Source organism: Brevibacillus fulvus, from assembly GCF_016908525.1.
Lineage (GTDB): Bacteria > Bacillota > Bacilli > Brevibacillales > Brevibacillaceae > Brevibacillus_G > Brevibacillus_G fulvus.
Genome location: NZ_JAFBEB010000001.1, coordinates 52,403 through 70,500 on the forward strand (window position 1 = coordinate 52,403; position 18,098 = coordinate 70,500).

The 18,098-nt window shown below is 51.6% G+C and carries 18 protein-coding genes and 1 other RNA gene; 13 read left to right on the forward strand and 6 right to left on the reverse strand.

Annotated features, from left to right (window positions below):
- Positions 1 to 106 precede the first annotated feature (106 nt).
- The 3 genes from JOD01_RS00290 (at position 107) to JOD01_RS00300 (ending at position 2,661) form a co-directional block, all read left to right on the forward strand.
- Positions 107 to 883 (forward strand): ABC transporter ATP-binding protein, encoded by a 777-nt coding sequence (locus JOD01_RS00290; protein ID WP_204516227.1) that lies wholly within the window; start codon positions 107 to 109, stop codon positions 881 to 883.
- A gap of 46 nt (positions 884 to 929) precedes the next feature.
- A complete protein-coding gene (locus JOD01_RS00295; protein ID WP_204516228.1) occupies positions 930 to 1,823 on the forward strand; it encodes a DMT family transporter in 894 nt (297 codons plus the stop codon).
- A gap of 142 nt (positions 1,824 to 1,965) precedes the next feature.
- Complete coding sequence (locus tag JOD01_RS00300) at positions 1,966 to 2,661, forward strand: MBL fold metallo-hydrolase (protein ID WP_204516229.1); 696 nt, start codon at positions 1,966 to 1,968, stop codon at positions 2,659 to 2,661.
- Between the two features lie 15 nt (positions 2,662 to 2,676).
- Here JOD01_RS00300 and JOD01_RS00305 read toward each other — a convergent pair whose 3' ends face one another.
- The gene (locus tag JOD01_RS00305; RefSeq protein WP_204516230.1) at positions 2,677 to 3,366 is read right to left on the reverse strand and encodes a tetratricopeptide repeat protein; all 690 of its coding nucleotides are present in this window, start codon (positions 3,364 to 3,366) and stop codon (positions 2,677 to 2,679) included.
- A gap of 83 nt (positions 3,367 to 3,449) precedes the next feature.
- Entirely contained in the window at positions 3,450 to 5,354 is a 1,905-nt protein-coding gene (locus JOD01_RS00310) for a beta-propeller domain-containing protein (protein WP_204516231.1), read from the reverse strand.
- Between the two features lie 228 nt (positions 5,355 to 5,582).
- Here JOD01_RS00310 and JOD01_RS00315 point away from each other — a divergent pair, with 228 nt between their 5' ends.
- From JOD01_RS00315 to JOD01_RS00330, 4 genes are all read left to right on the forward strand, one after another.
- Positions 5,583 to 7,118 (forward strand): fumarate hydratase, encoded by a 1,536-nt coding sequence (locus tag JOD01_RS00315; protein ID WP_204516232.1) that lies wholly within the window; start codon positions 5,583 to 5,585, stop codon positions 7,116 to 7,118.
- Positions 7,119 to 7,277: 159 nt separating this feature from the next.
- On the forward strand, positions 7,278 to 7,592 hold the full coding sequence (locus JOD01_RS00320) for a LysM peptidoglycan-binding domain-containing protein (RefSeq protein ID WP_204516233.1): 315 nt from the start codon (positions 7,278 to 7,280) through the stop codon (positions 7,590 to 7,592).
- 108 nt (positions 7,593 to 7,700) lie between these two features.
- Positions 7,701 to 8,504, forward strand: a complete 804-nt coding sequence (locus tag JOD01_RS00325) for a carbon-nitrogen family hydrolase (protein ID WP_204516234.1) — start codon at positions 7,701 to 7,703, stop codon at positions 8,502 to 8,504.
- A gap of 79 nt (positions 8,505 to 8,583) precedes the next feature.
- Positions 8,584 to 8,772, forward strand: coding sequence for a hypothetical protein (locus JOD01_RS00330; RefSeq protein ID WP_204516235.1), 189 nt, complete (start codon positions 8,584 to 8,586; stop codon positions 8,770 to 8,772).
- A 16-nt stretch (positions 8,773 to 8,788) separates the two neighbouring features.
- Here JOD01_RS00330 and JOD01_RS00335 read toward each other — a convergent pair whose 3' ends face one another.
- Positions 8,789 to 9,058, reverse strand: a complete 270-nt coding sequence (locus tag JOD01_RS00335) for an alpha/beta-type small acid-soluble spore protein (RefSeq protein WP_204516236.1) — start codon at positions 9,056 to 9,058, stop codon at positions 8,789 to 8,791.
- A gap of 240 nt (positions 9,059 to 9,298) precedes the next feature.
- Between JOD01_RS00335 and JOD01_RS00340 the strand changes: the two genes are divergently transcribed.
- Positions 9,299 to 9,964 carry a DUF1385 domain-containing protein gene (locus JOD01_RS00340; RefSeq protein WP_204516237.1) on the forward strand — a complete coding sequence of 222 codons (666 nt, stop codon included), beginning with the start codon at positions 9,299 to 9,301 and terminating at the stop codon, positions 9,962 to 9,964.
- Positions 9,965 to 10,030: 66 nt separating this feature from the next.
- On the opposite strand, the gene JOD01_RS00345 is transcribed toward JOD01_RS00340, so the two are convergent.
- Both JOD01_RS00345 and JOD01_RS00350 read right to left on the reverse strand, forming a co-directional pair.
- On the reverse strand, positions 10,031 to 10,564 hold the full coding sequence (locus tag JOD01_RS00345) for a gamma carbonic anhydrase (protein ID WP_204516238.1): 534 nt from the start codon (positions 10,562 to 10,564) through the stop codon (positions 10,031 to 10,033).
- Between the two features lie 45 nt (positions 10,565 to 10,609).
- Positions 10,610 to 10,930 (reverse strand): hypothetical protein, encoded by a 321-nt coding sequence (locus JOD01_RS00350; RefSeq protein ID WP_204516239.1) that lies wholly within the window; start codon positions 10,928 to 10,930, stop codon positions 10,610 to 10,612.
- A gap of 145 nt (positions 10,931 to 11,075) precedes the next feature.
- On the opposite strand from JOD01_RS00350, the gene rnpB reads away from it, so the two are divergent.
- Positions 11,076 to 11,458: RNase P RNA component class B (rnpB, locus tag JOD01_RS00355), an RNA gene on the forward strand.
- Positions 11,459 to 11,512: 54 nt separating this feature from the next.
- Here the strand turns inward: rnpB and asnB are convergent.
- Positions 11,513 to 13,357: an asparagine synthase (glutamine-hydrolyzing) gene (gene asnB / locus JOD01_RS00360; RefSeq protein ID WP_204516240.1), complete on the reverse strand. Its 1,845-nt coding sequence runs from the start codon at positions 13,355 to 13,357 to the stop codon at positions 11,513 to 11,515.
- A gap of 121 nt (positions 13,358 to 13,478) precedes the next feature.
- Here asnB and JOD01_RS00365 point away from each other — a divergent pair, with 121 nt between their 5' ends.
- The 4 genes from JOD01_RS00365 (at position 13,479) to JOD01_RS00380 (ending at position 18,006) form a co-directional block, all read left to right on the forward strand.
- Positions 13,479 to 15,278: a LytS/YhcK type 5TM receptor domain-containing protein gene (locus JOD01_RS00365; protein WP_239565100.1), complete on the forward strand. Its 1,800-nt coding sequence runs from the start codon at positions 13,479 to 13,481 to the stop codon at positions 15,276 to 15,278.
- The gene (locus JOD01_RS00370; protein ID WP_204516241.1) at positions 15,253 to 15,981 is read left to right on the forward strand and encodes a LytR/AlgR family response regulator transcription factor; all 729 of its coding nucleotides are present in this window, start codon (positions 15,253 to 15,255) and stop codon (positions 15,979 to 15,981) included. The genes JOD01_RS00365 and JOD01_RS00370 overlap by 26 nt, the downstream gene beginning before the upstream one ends.
- Before the next feature lie 147 nt (positions 15,982 to 16,128).
- The gene (locus JOD01_RS00375; RefSeq protein ID WP_204516242.1) at positions 16,129 to 16,467 is read left to right on the forward strand and encodes a DUF485 domain-containing protein; all 339 of its coding nucleotides are present in this window, start codon (positions 16,129 to 16,131) and stop codon (positions 16,465 to 16,467) included.
- A gap of 6 nt (positions 16,468 to 16,473) precedes the next feature.
- Positions 16,474 to 18,006 (forward strand): solute symporter family protein, encoded by a 1,533-nt coding sequence (locus tag JOD01_RS00380; RefSeq protein WP_204516243.1) that lies wholly within the window; start codon positions 16,474 to 16,476, stop codon positions 18,004 to 18,006.
- Positions 18,007 to 18,098: the final 92 nt, after the last annotated feature.

Below are 18,098 nucleotides of genomic sequence, written 5' to 3' on the forward strand. Positions count from 1 at the left end.
GGATGCTGCCTTTTTGTTTCGGGAAAAACAATTGAGCTATGCAAAAGGGACGTGTATACTCTATAAGAGTCAGACTGTTCGTACAATGAGGGAAAGGTGAGGAAGGATGATAGTTGAACTAAAAAATGTGTCGTGGCAACGAGATGAGCGCGTGATTGTGCGCGATGTCAACTGGCAGGTGAAACAAGGCGAACATTGGTGTCTGGTCGGCTTGAACGGTTCCGGCAAAACGACCTTGCTCAATTTGATCACGGGTCATATTTGGCCGACAAAAGGGGAAGTTTCCGTCTTGGGTCATAAATTTGGCGAAGTCGATTTGCGCGAATTGCGAAAGCAAATCGGCTGGGTCAGTTCTGCCTTGCAAGTTAATTTGCATGGGCAGGATCGTGCGCAAGAAATCGTGGTCAGCGGCAAGTTCGCCACGATTGGTCTATATACGGAGCCAACCGGCGAGGACCGGGCAAGAGCGCTGGAATTGCTGGAATTTTTCCGCTGTTCTCACTTGGTCGGACGGACTTACGCCACCTTGTCGCAAGGGGAGAAGCAAAAAGTGCTGATCGCCCGGGCATTGATGGCTTCCCCGAAGTTGCTGATCCTTGATGAGCCGTGCACCGGACTGGATTTGCTGGCCCGTGAGCAACTGCTGGAGGTGATCAGCCAGATCGCGGAACAGCCAGAAGCGCCGACGCTGCTGTATGTTACGCATCATATCGAAGAAATTTTGCCGTGCTTCAGCCATACGCTGCTGATTAAAGACGGCAGCGTTTACCAAGCGGCACAAACCAAAAGCTTGCTCACTTCCGAGACGTTAAGCGGATTTTTTGGGGTTCCGATCCATACGCAGGAAGAAAACGAACGAATCTGGATTTCCATTGGCACATAACGCAACAACTTGTTTGACAATTGACCCGAAGGAATGTGATGACAACTTGAATACGACAAAAAGTCCGGTACCGCTGCTGCTTCCGATCATACTGGGGATCGTTGCAGTCTCGTTTTCTTCGATTTTTATCAAATGGTCAGAGGCGCCCGTTTCCGTCCAAGGAATGTATCGCATGTTTTTTACGGTACTCCTGATGTCACCATTGTTGTGGAAATATCGCCGCCAACTATCGGGCATTTCCAAGCGAAACTGGCTGCGCTTGAGTTTGTCCGGTCTTTTTTTAGCCACTCATTTTCTGTTCTGGATGAGTTCCCTGCGGTTGACGTCGGTGGCCAGTTCGACGATCATCATGGCCTTGGAACCGCTGTTTGTGATGGTCGGTGCCTTTTTTGTTTTTAAAGAGAAGGCGGGGACCCGAGCGTCGCTGAGCATGGCCATTGCCATTCTGGGCGCGGTGCTGATCGGTTGGGGTGACATCGGCTTGTCGGACAAGCAGTTGCTGGGCGATTTTCTTTCCCTGCTGGGAACCGTCGCCGTAGCGATCCATATGCTGCTAGGACAGGCTTTGTTGAAAGAGGTGCCATCCTCTCTGTACAGCCTGCTCGTCTTTTTGATTGCCGGCTGCTCGTTTGCGCTATACAATGCATTGACGGGAACGGCGATGCTGGGGTATCCTGCTCGCGAATGGGGAATCTTTTTGTTATTGGCAATAGTGCCAACCGTTTTTGGTCATATGGTCTTTAATTGGCTGCTAAAATATGTAAAAGCAACCACAGTTTCCATGAGCGTCCTGGGGGAGCCGGTTGGCGCAACGATTCTCGCTTATCTGCTGCTGGGGGAGATGATTTTTCCAATGCAAATCGTCGGCGGCCTGCTCACCATTGCAGGTTTACAGTATTTTTTGCGGATCAGTCATCAGTCGCAGCCACAGACGGGCTGATCCCGTTTTTTCTGATTCTGACCTTTCTTTCGGATTTCGTGTATAATAAGGAAAGAGAATTTTTGTTCGAAACCAAAAAACAATCCGAATTCCATATCAGCTACCGGTTTGGCAAAAATGGAAAAGAAAGGGGAATGGGAGCGTGTCTAATCTTACAAAACAACTAGCTAGCAATGTTTGGGCAATCATCATCTATGAACCGGCCTGGAAAAGTTTTATCAACAGCTACGTTATCGCCAAGAAAGATACGTTTGTGCTCATTGACTCCCATTTACGGAAACATCGCCCCTACTTCCAACAGGCTCTGCAGCAAATTGGGGTGAAAGAGAACTCGGAAGTGACCGCCTTTTTCACACATCGCCATGCTGACCATATTGGCAACGCTGAGTTGTTTTCTTCTCGCAATAACTGGATTCATCTCGATGATTACTATGAACTCGATGACTTTTCGCAAACGTTGTTTGGCCATACGTTCATGGGCAACAGCGGCGATCTGCAAACATTGCAATTTAAGCAATTGCCGTTCCATACCGAAGGGTCGGTCGCTTTTTACGACAAAGAGAGCAAAATTTGCTTTATCGGCGATCATCTTTGTTTTTTCTCGGCACCGATCGGCAACGTTGTCGGGTTTGAAGCGGAGCATCGGCAATCGTATCTGGAATTTATCGGCCGCTGGAAAGAGCGGGAACCGGAGCGGATCGAAGCATTTGTGCAGGGGCTTCGCGCGGTGATGGAGTGGCCGATGGAAATGCTCGCTACCGGACACGGGCCGGTTTTGCAAGGGGAGATCAAGCCATTTTTACAATCCATTATCACAACATTGACAGCCGATGCTTGAACCAAACAAAAAGCCTCACCCGACACGGGTAGAGGCTTTTGTCCATTCTTGCAGCCGTTTTTCTAGTTCGCTCATTGGTAAATGCATCGTAACAGAATAGTGCAGCGTCATCAATTTGCGCAGATGATTGACGGCGTGGTCAAAGTTTCCGCTGGCCGCTTCGATTTCGGCCATGCAAAAAAGCTGAAGTTCCATTCGCGCTTTTTTCTTGGGCAAATGATGATATGCTTCCAAAGCATTGCCCAAATCTCCCATGCGGGCATGGGCACAAATGATCACGCCCAATGCGTTGGTAAACGAACGGTCCCGCTGGTAAACGCGAAAGGCCAGTTCAAGGGCATTATCGTATTTTCCTTGATAAAAATAGGCGATCGCCAAATTGTAAAACAAGTAATGGATCAGCGCACGATTGAACAACGACGGATGCTCTTTGCAGACGGTCAACCCTTGAGCAACAAAATTTTCGGCCAACTCAAAATTGCCTGCCAAGATTTCGCCTGTCGATTTATCCAACATAGCGACGGAGCGACTCTTGTTTTTCCGGTAAGATGCATCGAGAATACGCATGACCCGTTCCGGGTTTCGTTTGAACAAAACCGATACATATTGATAACGGAATGGCCAATGCAAACGTATAAAAGCGACAATGGTAACGGCCGCTATGCCACATAAAGTGGAGAGCACATTGAGGTTTAGTAATTCCATAGCGGATTACACCCTTTCTAAAATAGGCGTACTTTCATCTTAACACAGAAGAGACGAGTCGGGTAGAGGCGGGGACGGCCTGGTCACTGCAGCGGCTCCCAGGAAACGGACGCGAGCTGCTTCATATCGGACAGGCGGTGAGCGGTGATCATGCTGTCGGAAACCGCGTAAAGCGCGTCGCCGATGTAAAGCAGCCGTTTGATTGCCCGCGAGTCTTCATACCGGTACGAACTTGGTTTTGTCTTCTCTTCCTGCTGCAGATGTGTGATTTTCGCCTGCAGCTGGAAGCCATGCTGCAAATCCAGCCGGTAGACATAGGCTCCTTGAAAGGCAAACTGGCCGTATTGCCAGACAGGGCCTGCCGCTTCGCTTGAGGCGGTTTCCAGCTCCGTAACGGGAAAGGCCAGCAAATTTTTCTCCTTGGAAAACAGCAGTGCTTTATGGGTATTCAGCAAATCCGAATCTGTGCCGCGATCGCCGATCAATTGTTTGAATTGTTCAATCGGATGCGCCACATCGGAGACGTCAAACAAAGCAACCTTCATTCCTTGATAGTAGCTGACATTGTCCGCTGTTACCGTATCCTTGCCAAAGCCCAGCAAGTGGTTCTCGTCATACGGATGCAAATAGTTGCTGTACCCGGGGATCTTCAGGCTGCCGAGCACTTTTGGGGTGGCTGGCTGCTGCAGATCGATGACAAAGAGCGGGTCGACCTGTTCAAACGTAACCAGATAAGCCCGGTCGCCGGTATAGCGTACCGAATAGATCGACTCGCCCACAGCGAGATGCTCCAGTTTGCCGACCATCCGCAGCTGTTGATCGAGAATATACAGATTGCTTTCCGTTGAATATTGTCCATCTTGAAACGTATCAGCGGTTGTGGCGATTCGCAGGAAGCCGTTGTGTTCGTCTAACGAAAACTGATTCAGCGTAACGCCGGGGACGCTGGCTTTTCTCTGATAGACGATCTGATCATCCGTCAGCGAAAATTGATAGATTACGGTTTGGCGCAACATCGGTTTGCGGACGGGAACCCCCCGTCTCCATATACCGACCGGTTTGGCGACAGGTTCGAGCTGTGCCGTAACATACAAATGTCCAGCGGAGGCGTATACGGCTTCTCCCGCACCTAAATAGGCGTTGATCGCGGCTGGCTGCTCGGGTCTGGCCAGATCGACGGCGGCTGTAACCAAATAGCTCGGCTGGATGGCGTCGGGAAAATAGCGGATGGTTTGGTAGTCCAATCGCAACTGCCGCTCGCCTTGAGCTGTGTCGCGATAGGCGGGAAGCAGCGCCGCCGTTTGCGTGTTTTCAGCCGAGAGAAGACGCAGGTCAAGCCAGCGGTTGGTCAGAAAATAAAGTGTATTGCCGATTTTTCGTGACGACAAGTACATCCCCTCCACTTCCAACTCGCGAACCAGCCTGGGTGCGGTCGGCGTGCGTTTGTCATAGATCAGCACTCGCGTTGCGATCGGACTGAGCGGTGAGACTTTCGCATTCCGAGAAGTGCCAAGCACCACCAAATGTTGTTGGTCGACGAACAATTCGCGAAGTTCCAGTTCATCCCCAGGGATCGTGATCGTTTTGACCACTTTCAGATCGGTCGCCGGGATTGCCCGGGTTACGACCAACTGCCGGCCGGCCGCCTGATATATATATTGGCCGTCGGTTTTGACCCGATCAGCTTCATCCACCCCCGCAACCTGCAGGTTGGTTCCGGCAAAGGCGGCGGATTCTGTTTGTACAGAGGCAGCGGGCGCCATCACGGTCGCTCTGCTTTCCTTTGTCCAAATAGGGGGCGGATAAGCGAGAGCCGGGGTGCCAAGGTCGTTTTTCAATAATTCGCGCAGTTTTTCTGCCGAACCGAGGACAGGCAGCGGTTGATCGGCGGCATTTGCCGGAAGCGGCGAGACTGAAGTTACGGTGCAAATGAGCGAACATGCAAGCAAACAAACGCATATACGGAGCAGCAGATTGCGTTTTTGCAAATTCAAACACCTCCTTGTTACAGGTTGGACGCAGCGCGGCCGCAGATGTTTCAGCTTTTCCTGCGACTGGCGGTCATTGTTGCGGACAGACAGATGCAAGTATGTTATAATAATTCTCGCAAATTCCATTCGTTGGCTGTAAGCGTTTTAGAAGATTGCTTGCGCATCAAGAAGGCCTCTTCGCTAGCGGGGAGGGCCAAGTTCTTTATTCAAAAAGGAGCGACATAAATGGAAAAGTTCAAAGAAAGCATGCTTCAGTTGATTACCGAAACCTCGACGTATTTGCCGCCTGACGTGCGGGTGGCGATCAATGCTGCGAAGTTGAAAGAGGATGCCGGAACGCGCTCTGCGCTTTCGCTCTCCACGATCGCTCGCAATATTCAAATGGCGGAAGAAAATGTCTCGCCGATCTGTCAAGATACGGGGATGCCTACTTTTGAAATCAAAACACCGGTCGGTGCCAACCAGATCGAGATGAAGAAAGCGATTCACGAAGCGATTGCCGAGGCGACCAAACAGGGGAAATTGCGCTCCAATTCCGTTGATTCCTTGACCGGCGTCAATTCCGGCAATAACCTGGGACCAGGTACGCCTGTGATTCATTTTGAACAATGGGAAAAAGATGAAATTGAAGTAAAGCTGATCCTGAAAGGGGGAGGCTGTGAAAATAAAAATATTCAGTATTCCCTGCCGACCGAGCTGGAGGGATTGGGCAAAGCAGGACGCGATCTCGATGGCGTGCGCAAATGTATCCTGCATGCCGTCTATCAAGCGCAGGGACAAGGATGCAGCGCCGGGTTCATCGGCGTTGGCATCGGCGGCGACCGCACTTCCGGCTATGCGCTGGCCAAACATCAGTTGTTCCGGCGTGTCGACGATGTGAATCCGATTCCGGAGCTGGCTCAACTGGAAGACTATATTATGGAAGCCGCCAACAAACTCGGTATCGGGACAATGGGCTTTGGCGGCAATACGACACTGCTCGGCTGCAAAATTGGTGTAGAAAACCGGCTGCCGGCCAGCTTCTTCGTTTCCGTCGCCTACAACTGCTGGGCATTCCGTCGTCAAGGCGTGACGATCGATCCGGTCACAGGGGAGATTAAACAGTATCTCTACAAGGATCAGGAAGTGGCGATGGATCTGTCGACAGCTGCCGCTGCTGAAGAAAAGCAGGAAGCACGCAATGAGATCGTGCTGGAAGCGCCCATCACCGAAGAGCAGATACGCAGCCTGAAAGTGGGCGACGTGGTCATCATCAACGGCTTGATGCATACCGGCCGCGATGCTTTGCATAAATACTTGATGGACAACGACTGTGTGACCGATTTGAACGGAGGAATTATTTATCACTGCGGACCGGTGATGTTGAAGGACGAAGCCGGCGAATGGCATGTGAAAGCGGCTGGACCGACGACCAGTATTCGGGAGGAGCCTTACCAAGGCGAGATTATGAAGAAATTTGGCATTCGCGTCGTCATCGGCAAAGGCGGCATGGGGCCAAAAACGCTGCAGGCGTTGAAGGAACACGGCGGTGTCTATCTGAATGCAATCGGCGGTGCGGCACAATATTATGCGGATTGCATTGAAAAGGTGGAGGGCGTCGACTACATGGAATTCGGGATTCCGGAAGCGATGTGGCATCTGCGCGTCAAAGGGTTTGCGGCAATTGTCACGATGGATTCCCACGGCAACAGTTTGCATGCCGATGTATCCAAAAGTTCGCTGGAAAAATTGGCTCAGTTTGCCGAACCGGTTTTCAAATAATCGCTTCAAACAGAACCTTTGGCTGTTGGGAATGGCAGCCAAAGGTTTTTTTATGGGGGGATAACCAAAATGCGGCAAATGTGTCTTTGCTCGATTACGCCAACATCTTGGTATGCATAGCTTAGTAGCGACTGACCACCAAAGGAGAGTGACACCCAGATGAATTACGTGGTACAACCTGGCGACACGCTTAATCAGCTTGCTGCGCGTTTCGGCGTTTCTGTTCAGCAAATCATCAGAGCGAACAATTTGACTCCCCCCTATATTCTCTATATTGGGCAAACGCTGTTTATTCCGACGCAAGGCCAGCCGGGAATTCCTTCTCCGCAGCCGGAAACGGGTCTGTCGCGGCGCGTCACCAGCCTGGAGAATCGGGTCGATCGGCTGGAAACGAGAATCGATCGGCTGGACCGGCAATTGACCAACCTTGACAACCGCCTCGACCGCTTGGAACGTCCCCGCCGGACTCCATAGTTCGGCAACCGGGAGAGCAGCTCGCTCTCCTGTTATTTTTTTTGCTTGAACTCAAACGGCGGGAAAGCTACGATAGCTGTATATACTTCGGAAGCAGGGGGAGTGGGGATGTCGCAAAAATGGAATGCTGCCTTATTGCAATTTGATGTGTCATTTGGGAAGCCGGAAGAAAACAGGGAAAAAGTAAGAAAACTGGTGGAACGATTGGCGGAAAGCGAACAACAGCCCGATGTTGTTTTGTTGCCGGAACTGTGGGACACCGCCTACGATTTGCAACGCCTTGATGAAATCGCCGACGAAAACGGCGAACAGGCGAAAGCGTTGCTCAGTTGGGCGGCGCGCAAATTACATAGCTTTGTCGTGGGCGGATCGATTGCGGAACGCATCGGCGATCAGGTGTACAACACGACCTATGTTTTCGATCGGGAAGGTCAGCAGGTTGGCCGATACTCCAAAATCCATCTGTTTCGCCTGATGGATGAGGAGAAATATTTAAGTGCCGGCGAGCAGCCCGGTATATACGAACTGGATGGGCATAAAGTCAGTTCCGTCATCTGTTACGATATCCGGTTCCCGGAATGGATCAGAACGTATTCGCTGCAGGGAGCCAACGTATTGTTTGTCTGTGCACAGTGGCCGCACCCGCGCCTGAATCATTGGCGCCAGTTGTTGATTGCCAGAGCGATCGAGAACCAGATGTTTGTCGTTGCCTGCAATCGTGTGGGGGAAGACGTAAACAATACGTTTTGCGGCCATTCGATGGTAATCAATCCTTGGGGGGAAGTCCTTGCAGAAGGATTGCAGCAGGAAGAGATCATCTTTGCTGAGCTTGACCTCTCGCTGGCGGAGGAAGTGCGCGGGAAAATCCCCGTATTCGCCGATCGCCGACCGACTCTCTACAAATTACAGTAAATTGGGCGCGATGTTTTCTTCCCCACATCCGCACACGCCGCATAGGTTTATACAAGAGCGTGTGGAGGAGGTGAAAGCGATGGTACGGCTAGACAAGAATTCGATTCACCATCACTTTACCGGGATACGGGGAAAAGTGGGAGAAGTACGTGAGCTGGTGGATGTGTTGGATCAAATGTTTGATTCGTTTCATCGACTCAATCGAATCAGCCGATCGTTAGTCGGGCAGCCGAAAATCACCCGGAGCAAAATACAACGGCTCAGATAGAAACAGACCGCGGAGATTATCTTCCGCGGTCTGTCTGTCTCTGAAGCAGTTGTTGTTGCGCCGAGCGGATCATTTCTTTGACCATGCTGCCTCCCAGTCTGCCGCCGATGCGGCCGGCGTCCCGCGCGGCCAAATCGCCGTTATCCCCTTCTTTCAAGGGAATGTGCAACTGATCGGCAACCTGGAATTTCGCCTGTTCAGGCTCCAACACATTTTGCAAACGCGCTTTTAACAGATCGAGCCCATCTTGCGCATCTGCCACCAACGGTCGGCGTCTCCGGCCCATCGTACTCCTCCTTCAGGCGAATTGCCAGCGGGTTCTTCCATCGGCAAAGCTGGATTGCCGAATAGGGAGCTTTTTTAGTATTTCCTGATTGCCCTGCCCTTTACCAGGCGATTGGTGGCAAGGTACAATAAAAAGAGCCGCGCTGCGGTTTGAAAAAATTGAAACAAACGCTGTGCTGATTCGTATATAGAGAAGGCTCTGATTATTTATCGGAAGAAGGGGAAGACGGGAGGCAGCTTTATGATTATGGGGATCTCCTTTGGACGTGGCGTGTTTTTTCATAATCGGGAAATATTGGCTTGCGCGGAAATCAAGCGGGGAGTTATCCATGTCTGGGCGGAGAAAATGACCATCTGGACTTTATTGAAAATGTGGCACCGAATCCTGTTTGCCCATCCGTGGTATTATAATGTATTCCATTTGCTTTTGCTGCTGTATGTCAGCTATGCCGTTTGGCAAGGCCATGGACCGGTCGATCCGACATGGGTGCTCGTCTATATGGCCGGGTTCCATTTTGTCTTTCCCAAACGTTTAAAACGATTTCACGGGGCGGAACATAAAGTGTTCAGTTATCCGGGAGAAAAGAAACTGGAAGCGCTGGCGGAAATCCAGCAGGCCAGTATCGTCAACGAAGGTTGTTCGACCAATATGGTAACCTGCTTTTTTCTTGCTTTTCTGCTGACGATCTGGTTTTTGCCGCTCGATTGGAGCATCGGAGCGGGTGCCGTGGCCATGCTGGCCTGGATCGCCGGCGACAAGTATCTTCGCCGCGCTTTGCCGTTTATTTTCCCGCTGTCGGCATTTTTGCAAAAGCATGTGACGACCAAAGAGCCGCAGCGTATGCATTTGGAAACGGCGATTCGCTCTTACCAAATGTTTGTATCGAGTTGCCAACGTCTGGCCTAAGCGTGAACAGGATAAAACCGGTGAATTGCGGAAGCAGTCACCGGTTTTTCATTTGCCGGCAGGCAATCAGTCCCGTGGAAGCGGGGATAACTCCAGCTGGCGATACGTTTTTCCTTTATCCACATACGATTGGCGAATCCGGCGCAACTCTAGCAGATCGGCTTCGCTGACAGCCCGCTTCACTTTGGCCGGGGAACCGATCACCAACGTCCGGGGCGGTACTTTCATGCCCGGTGGAACGAGCGCGCCGGCTGCGACCATCGCTTCCTCGCCAATTTCCGCGCCATCGAGTACAATCGCGCCCATGCCAATTAAAGCGCCTTTGCGCACGATACAGCTATGCAGAACGGCATTGTGGCCGATCGTCACTTCGTCTTCGATGATCAACGGCTTGTCCGGGCTTTGGTGCAAGGTAGAATTGTCTTGAATGCTGACCCGAGCACCGATCCGGGTAGGGGCGATGTCGCCGCGAATAACCGTGTTGTACCAAACGGAGGTGTCGGCGCCGATCGTCACATCGCCGGAGATAACTGTGCCTTGGGCTAAAAAAACGGACGGATCAATTTGCGGTTGTTTGTCGGCAAATGGCAGTAACAGCATATTCACTACCCCTTTCTAAGTCATCATCTTTGCACAGACCCAAGTTTAGGGCCGGTTGTTCGGTAAAATGCAGGAAGAAGATTCCGGCGCGGTGGATTGGCGGATCAGCAAACGGCCGGTTTCCCGGTTCAAAGCAATCTGCAGATCATCGAGAAACGGCAAATCGCTCTCCCGATAAAAAAAGCGAAGGTCACCCAGAAGCATGGACAGTTCATCATGATTTTGTTCGGTAATGGAGATACTGTAGTCGTGGCTGCCGCAACCGGACAAGGTGCGGTTGATACGAAAGCCCAACTTGTCCGCGTCGGGCTCTTGCTGAAGCAAAGCAGACAAGCGGGCAGCGGCTTCCGGTGTGATCGAAAACATGCTGATTCCTCCCGATTTGGCATTTACCCATATTGTACTACAGTGCAGATAGATGAACAATTTGGCTTGTTTTCCAGACAGTTCTTGTTGCCGCGTGGGGCAAACTGTGATAAATTAAATGTTACCGATTCATAGTAATAGCAAGGAATGCGGGTAGTCGCTGTCGCGGTCATTTTGGCGGCGATAGAGGAAAGTCCAGGCTCGCCCAGACTGAGATGTCTGGAGTGTTCGTACCTAGTGCAAACTAGGGCAGTGAGGCGACAGCTTCGCTGACGGCGCGGAACTGGTTCTCCCTGAGACCAAAGTACGCTGAAAGTGCCACAGAAACGAGCTTCCTTGGCGACAAGGAAGATGGAACGCGGTAAACCCTGCGAGCGAGAAACCCAAATTTGGTAGGGGAACCGTCCTGAAGGAATCAAACGGAGGGACGGATGGCATGGATCATGCCATAGATAGATGACTACCGCTCTTGGTGCGAGGGGATTTCCCCGTTTGCAGCACGGGAGAGACAGAACCTGGCTTACAGCATTCCTTGCTAGTGAGGAAAACGGAAAAAACCGTCCATAGGACGGTTTTTTTGCGTTAGATGATGGTTACTTTATATTCTCTGAGCCAATAATCGATCTGTGCCAAATAAGCAAACAGCTGCGGCGTGCTCATCAACTGGCCGAACCAGGGAATGCCGGAAGCTTTCCCGACGGAGGCAGCAATCTCGCGGATCACCGTTTGATCAATTAACGGGAGCAAGGGCGACTGGGAGTCATCCAGGATTTCGAGAAGCCAGGCGCGGGTCGCTTCCGTGTAGGCGGGATTATGCGTTTTCGGATAAGGGCTTTTTTTCCGGTAAAGCACATCATCTGGCAAAATCCCTTCCATTGCTTTGCGCAAAATTCCTTTTTCCCGTCCGGCATACATTTTCATTTCCCACGGAATATTCCACACATATTCAACGAGGCGATGGTCACAGAATGGCACGCGCGCTTCCAGACTGGCGGCCATGCTCATCCGGTCTTTCCGGTCTAATAACGTATTCATAAACCAGGTCAGATTCAAGTAAAACAGTTCCCGTCTGCGCGCCTCGGTCGGATCTTCGCCGGGCAGACGCGGCACTTCCGCCAAAGTTTCTTCATAACGTTGCGCCAAATATTCGTCCGGACGCAAATATTCCCGCAATTCAGGAGAAAGCCAGCGCGCTCTTTCTTTTGACATGACCGCCCAAGGGAATGTCCCGGCATTGAACAAGTCTTCCCGATGGAACCACGGATACCCGCCGAACACTTCGTCTGCACATTCGCCGGACAGCACAACGGTCGTTTCTTTTTTGATTTCCCGACAGAAAAGGTATAACGAGCTGTCCACATCGGTCATTCCTGGCAAGTCGCGGGCAAACACAGCGGTTTTCAGCGATTCGACCAGTTCGGGTGTGTCAAATTCGATGCGATGATGGATCGTTTGCAAATATTCGGAAACGCGTTTGACCCAGGGGGCATCGGAATTCGGCTGAAAGGCATTGGCCTGGAAGTGCAGGTCGTTATCTTTGTAGTCGATCGAATAGGTGTGAAGGGTCCCTCTGCCTTGCCGTTGGAAAGCTCTGGAGGCAATCGCCGTGATCGCGCTGGAATCAAGGCCGCCGGAGAGCAGCGTGGCTACCGGCACATCCGCGACCAGTTGCCGTTCAATCGAGTCAATCAACAGCGAGCGAACCGTTTCGGCGGTCGTCTCCAAATCATCATAATGGGGACGGCTGACCAATTCCCAGTATCGCTCCGTTTTTACCCCCTCTTTGCTGACGGTTAAATGGAACCCGGGCCGAACTTCATGGACATTATGAAACACACCGTGACCAGGAGTGCGCGAGGGGCCCAACACGAATATTTCCGCCAATCCTTCCCGGCTGATTTCCGGCTTAACTTCGGGGTGGGCGAGCAGCGCCTTTAGTTCCGAACCAAAAAAGAAGGAACTGCCCCGAACGGCGTAGAATAATGGCTTGACACCCATACGATCGCGGGCGAGAAACAGCGTTTGCTTCCGTTCGTCCCAAATGGCAAAGGCAAAGATGCCGTTCAAGCGGCGGACGCAATCGGCACCCCACTCGATATAGGCGGTCAACAGCACTTCTGTATCGGAATGGGAACGGAACTGATGTCCGGCCCGTTTTAAATCCTGACGCAGATCTTCGGTGTTGTACAGCTCTCCGTTATAGACCATCGTATAGGTAGCATCCCCGTATTGTTTGCTCATCGGTTGTTGACCGCCGGAAGGATCAACAACGCACAGCCGACGATGCCCGAAGCTAACCGGTCCGCTCGCCCAATATCCTGCCTGGTCGGGCCCGCGATAACGCAAACTTTCCGCCATCTTGCGAACCAGCTCGTTTGCTTCCGTAAGGTCACGTTCAAAATCCAACCAACCTGTAATTCCACACATAGCTGTCCATCCTTCCACTTGTAGCAATTAAAATTCCTAGGCTGTATCCTATGCAATTTTTGACGGGGAATTGTCTGTCCGCCCAGAAAGATGGATAATGGAAAGAGGAGCCCTTCACCTAATGCTGGCCGAGCGAAAGGAGAAAACCGGGTTGCAGGCATTGACCTTACTGTTGTTCGAACGGATGGGCATCTTGTTGACGCTGACCTTTATTTTGACGCGCATACCGCTGTTTCGCCAACTGTTGGACAGGGAAGTGCGCATATCCACAGCGGTCTCGTTTTCGCTCGTTTTTGGCTTGTTTGGCATCGCCGGAACTTATGCCGGCGTGATCGTAGCTGACGAGCAGCTGATGCCGGCTTTTTGGATGGAGCCATTGAACCGGGATGAAGTGATCGCCAATTCTACCTTGGTCGGGGTCGTCATTGGCGGATTGTTGGGCGGTCCGATTGTTGGGCTCGGCGCTGGGTTTATTGCCGGTATCCATGCGCTTGGCATGGGAGGAGCAGCCGCGGCGGCGATGGGTTTGTCGGCGCCGTTGACCGGACTGTTGGCCGGCTATGTAGCCCGCTTTTTTTCGCAAGAAAGAGTCATTTCTCCCTCAAAAGCGATTTTCATCGGCATGTTTGCTCCGATTTTGCAGATGGCACTGATCCTGATCTTGACCAATCCCCCGGAAATCGCCCGTCAAATCGTCAACGAGATCGGGATTCCCATGGTTTTAACCAACAGCATTTCCATTGCGATTTTTACGACGATGATTCGCGTCGCTTTGCAGGAAGAGGAGCGTTCGGCGGCGATCGAGACGGAACGCGCCCTGAAGATCGCGGAACTGTTACTGCCTCACTTGAAACAGGGGCTATCTCCGCAGACCGCGGAGACCGTTGCCAATTTGCTGCGCAAAGAGCTGAAAGCAGCCGCTGTTGCCGTGTCCGATCAGCAGCAATTCCTTGCTCATGTGGGACTGGAAGCGGGCCATCATTTGCGCGGACAGCGGCTTGATTCCGAACTTGCCCGCCGAGCGCTAAGCAGCGGACATGTGCAGGTTGGACTGTCCCGTGAGCAGCTTGCCTGCCCGAGAAAAGATTGCCAGCTGGCCGCTTCCATCCTGATTCCGATCAAAGAGGCGGGGACAACGGTCGGGTTATTGGTTTTGTATTACAAACGGCCGGAACAGATCAGAAAAGTGGAGGAAGTGCTGGCAGTCGGTTTAAGCAACCTTCTTTCCAATCAATTGACGCTGGACATCGCGGAAAAGATGGTCAACCTGATGCGGGAAGCGGAGCTGCGAATGCTGCAGGCGCAAATCAATCCCCACTTTTTGTTTAATACGCTGAACTCGATTGTAACCTTGATTCGCGTCGATCCCGATCTGGCTCGGCACATGACGATCCAGCTGGCCAGCTATATGCGCCTGACGATCAGAATTACGGCATCGCAGCTGATCCCGCTTCATCAAGAGCTTGATCATTTGCAGGCGTATGTGGATATTATCAAGGTCCGCTTCGCTGAACAGCTGACGATAACGTGCCAATTTGCCTCCGAGCGGTTGGACGTGTTTATTCCGCCCGGCACTTTGCAGCCGCTTGTCGAGAACTGTATTCAGCACGGTTTGCGAAAAGTAACCAGCGGCGGCTGGATCGGCATCACCGTCCGGACAAAACGAAGCGGAGTAGAGATCAGAATCGAAGATAACGGCACGGGCATACCCGGAGAGATACGAAATCAGTTGGGACAAGCGCCGATCAAAAGTACGACGGGAAACGGAATCGGTGTCTACAATGTCAATCAGCGTTTGATACGTTTGCTGGGGCCACAGGCACATCTTCGTTTCAAAAATAAGCCAGACGGAGGCGCTTTGATCGCCTTTACCATTCCGCGGGGAGGGAAAATGGTTGACCATACGCGTAGTGATAGCTGAAGACGAGCGATTGGCGAGAGAAGAGCTGATTTATTTGCTGCAGCAAATTCAGGACGTAGAGCTGGTCGGCACGGCCGCCAACGGGCGCGAATTGCTGCAATTGGTCGAACAGACAGAACCGGATTTGGTCATTTTGGATATTAAAATGCCCGAGTTGGAAGGAGTTCAGGCAGCGCGCATGCTGATGTCCCGAAAGCAGCAGCCTCTGCTGGTATTTTCCACCGCTTATGATCAATTCGCCATTGAGGCGTTTGCCTTGAATGCCGTCGATTACTTGCTGAAACCGTTTGAACCGCAACGGCTGCAAGAAACATTTCGCCGCGTGCGCAATCGCTTGACGGATACGAAAAGTCCCGTGCAAAAGCTGTCCAAGCTGCTGGTTGAAGAGAACAATCGCGTCGCGGTGATCGACCCCGCTTCCATTCTATACGCCTTTCGCGATGAGCGTTTGGTGCAGATTTGCACATCAACCGAGTGTTATTCCACCAAGCTGACCTTGCAACAGCTGGAGGAGAAATTGCAGGGGTACCCGTTTTTTCGCACGCACAAAAGTTATCTCGTCAATTTGGATTACGTCAGCGAGCTGACGCCGTGGTTTAACGGAGCGTACAATTTGACTTTGAAGACGGGAAAGCCGATGCAGATTCCGGTTTCACGATCATATGCGAAAGAATTGCTCAAACGGTTGGGCGGTGCTGTTTAGTCAAAGTTTTCTGCCGGTTAGACCGGAAATCAAACATCATAAACCGAAATTTTAACGAAATTGTGAACTTTCCGCTATACTGTTTTTAAAGCGCTTACATTCGGAATTTTCAGCGCTATTTTCGGTGAATCAAGGAGGCGGAAAGAGATGGTAACCAATGATTCGACGGCAAAACAAACGACGGCCGGCAATGTGAATTATTCCGCGGTTGTCCAAAGCAAAACCTTTCAGCAATTGCTCAAAAGCAAGAAAGGCTTTATTCTTCCTTACTCCATTTTCTTTTTTGTCTTTTATTTTACGCTCCCGATCATGACCTCTTACTTTACGGTGCTGAATAGGCCGGCGATCGGCTCGATCACCTGGGCGTGGGTGTTTGCTTTTGCCCAGTTCGTTATGACGTGGGCGCTGTGCATGATTTACAGCAAACGGGCAGCGCGGTTTGACGAAATGGTCGAACAGATCAAGCAAGAGATCAAAAGGGGGTAGCTATCGATGGCATTTGCACTATTTCTGGCAATCGTGCTGTTAACGTTGGTCATCACCTATTACGCTGCGAAAAAAACCAAAACGACAAGTGAGTTTTATACGGCCGGTTCGGGATTGACCGGTTGGCAAAATGGCATGGCGATCGCTGGCGATTACATGTCTGCCGCTTCCTTTTTGGGAATTGCCGGAATGATTGCTTTGTCCGGTTTTGACGGCTTTTTTTACAGTATCGGCTATTTGGTTGCCTACCTGGTCGTGCTTTATCTCGTTGCCGAACCGCTGCGCAATCTCGGCAAGTATACGATGGCCGACATGATCGCCGCCCGTTTTGACAGCAGCAAGGTACGCGGTGTTGCCGCCCTCAACTCAATTACCATCTCGATTTTTTATATGATCGCGCAGCTGGTCGGTGCCGGTGGGCTGATCAAGCTGCTGCTTAACTGGGATTATACGACGTCGGTGCTGGTCGTTGGCGTGCTGATGACGATCTACGTTGTGTTCGGCGGGATGACCGCTACCAGCTGGGTGCAAATCGTCAAAGCCGTGTTGCTGATGACGGGAACGATCATCATTTCCATCATCGTGTTTGCCAAGTTCGGCTTCAGCATGACCGCGATGTTTGACCATCTCAAGACAGCAACGCCATTGGGCGAACAATTTTTGAATCCTGGCAATAACTTCAAGAATGGTTTGGACAACATTTCGCTCAACTTGGCCCTTGTGTTGGGGACAGCCGGGCTGCCGCATATTCTCATTCGTTTCTTCACGGTAAAAGATGCGCCTACCGCGCGCAAATCGGTTGTCTATGCTACCTGGATCATCGGTATCTTCTACATTATGACAATTTTCCTCGGCTTCGGGGCTGCTGCCTTCGTCGGTACGGACACGATTGTGGAGGCAAACAAGGCGGGAAATATGGCAGCGCCACTGTTGGCGAAAGCGCTGGGCGGCGATTTCTTCTTCGCTTTCATCTCGGCCGTAGCGTTTGCGACGATTTTGGCCGTCGTCGCCGGGTTGGTTCTTTCAGCAGCCTCTGCTTTTGCCCATGACTTTTACAGCCACATCGTTCGCAAAGGCAAGGCGACGGAACAGGAGCAGATGAAGGCGGCAAAATGGGCCTCGGTGGGTGTGGCGGTCATTTCCATCCTGCTTTCCTTGTTTGCCCAGAAATTTAATGTTGCGTTTCTTGTTTCGCTTGCGTTTGCGGTAGCCGCCAGCGCGAACTTGCCCGTGATCATTTTTACCATCTTCTGGCGCAGATTCAACACCGCCGGGGCGGTCTGCGGCATGCTTGTCGGCTTGCTCAGCGCGCTGATTTTGGTTGCATTGAGCCCGAACCTGTGGAACCCCGAACCGGGGAAAGCGATCTTTGTCGGCGAAGCGTTGTTTCCTTTGAGCAATCCGGGGATTATTTCCATCCCGATCGGATTTTTGGCTGCTTGGCTCGGGACGATCTTCTCTACGGCCAAAGCGGATGACGCCAAGTATGATGAAATTTTGGTGAAAGCGAATACGGGTTTGCGGGAAGAAAGCTTATAAGGCCAAGTTTTGAGCGGAGCAGCAGAGGTTAAGAGAAAAAACTCACTTTCGTCTGATTGATCGGCGAAAGTGGGTTTTCTCTGCTTTCGGAT

Coding starts and splice junctions, on each gene's coding strand:
- JOD01_RS00375 (WP_204516242.1), top strand. CDS start 16,129: ATGGTAACCAATGATTCGACGGCAAAACAAACGACGGCCGGCAATGTG.
- JOD01_RS00340 (WP_204516237.1), top strand. CDS start 9,299: ATGATTATGGGGATCTCCTTTGGACGTGGCGTGTTTTTTCATAATCGG.
- asnB (WP_204516240.1), bottom strand. CDS start 13,357: ATGTGTGGAATTACAGGTTGGTTGGATTTTGAACGTGACCTTACGGAA.
- JOD01_RS00325 (WP_204516234.1), top strand. CDS start 7,701: ATGTCGCAAAAATGGAATGCTGCCTTATTGCAATTTGATGTGTCATTT.
- JOD01_RS00350 (WP_204516239.1), bottom strand. CDS start 10,930: ATGTTTTCGATCACACCGGAAGCCGCTGCCCGCTTGTCTGCTTTGCTT.
- JOD01_RS00365 (WP_239565100.1), top strand. CDS start 13,479: ATGCTGGCCGAGCGAAAGGAGAAAACCGGGTTGCAGGCATTGACCTTA.
- JOD01_RS00380 (WP_204516243.1), top strand. CDS start 16,474: ATGGCATTTGCACTATTTCTGGCAATCGTGCTGTTAACGTTGGTCATC.
- JOD01_RS00305 (WP_204516230.1), bottom strand. CDS start 3,366: ATGGAATTACTAAACCTCAATGTGCTCTCCACTTTATGTGGCATAGCG.
- JOD01_RS00290 (WP_204516227.1), top strand. CDS start 107: ATGATAGTTGAACTAAAAAATGTGTCGTGGCAACGAGATGAGCGCGTG.
- JOD01_RS00330 (WP_204516235.1), top strand. CDS start 8,584: ATGGTACGGCTAGACAAGAATTCGATTCACCATCACTTTACCGGGATA.
- JOD01_RS00315 (WP_204516232.1), top strand. CDS start 5,583: ATGGAAAAGTTCAAAGAAAGCATGCTTCAGTTGATTACCGAAACCTCG.
- JOD01_RS00335 (WP_204516236.1), bottom strand. CDS start 9,058: ATGGGCCGGAGACGCCGACCGTTGGTGGCAGATGCGCAAGATGGGCTC.
- JOD01_RS00345 (WP_204516238.1), bottom strand. CDS start 10,564: ATGCTGTTACTGCCATTTGCCGACAAACAACCGCAAATTGATCCGTCC.
- JOD01_RS00320 (WP_204516233.1), top strand. CDS start 7,278: ATGAATTACGTGGTACAACCTGGCGACACGCTTAATCAGCTTGCTGCG.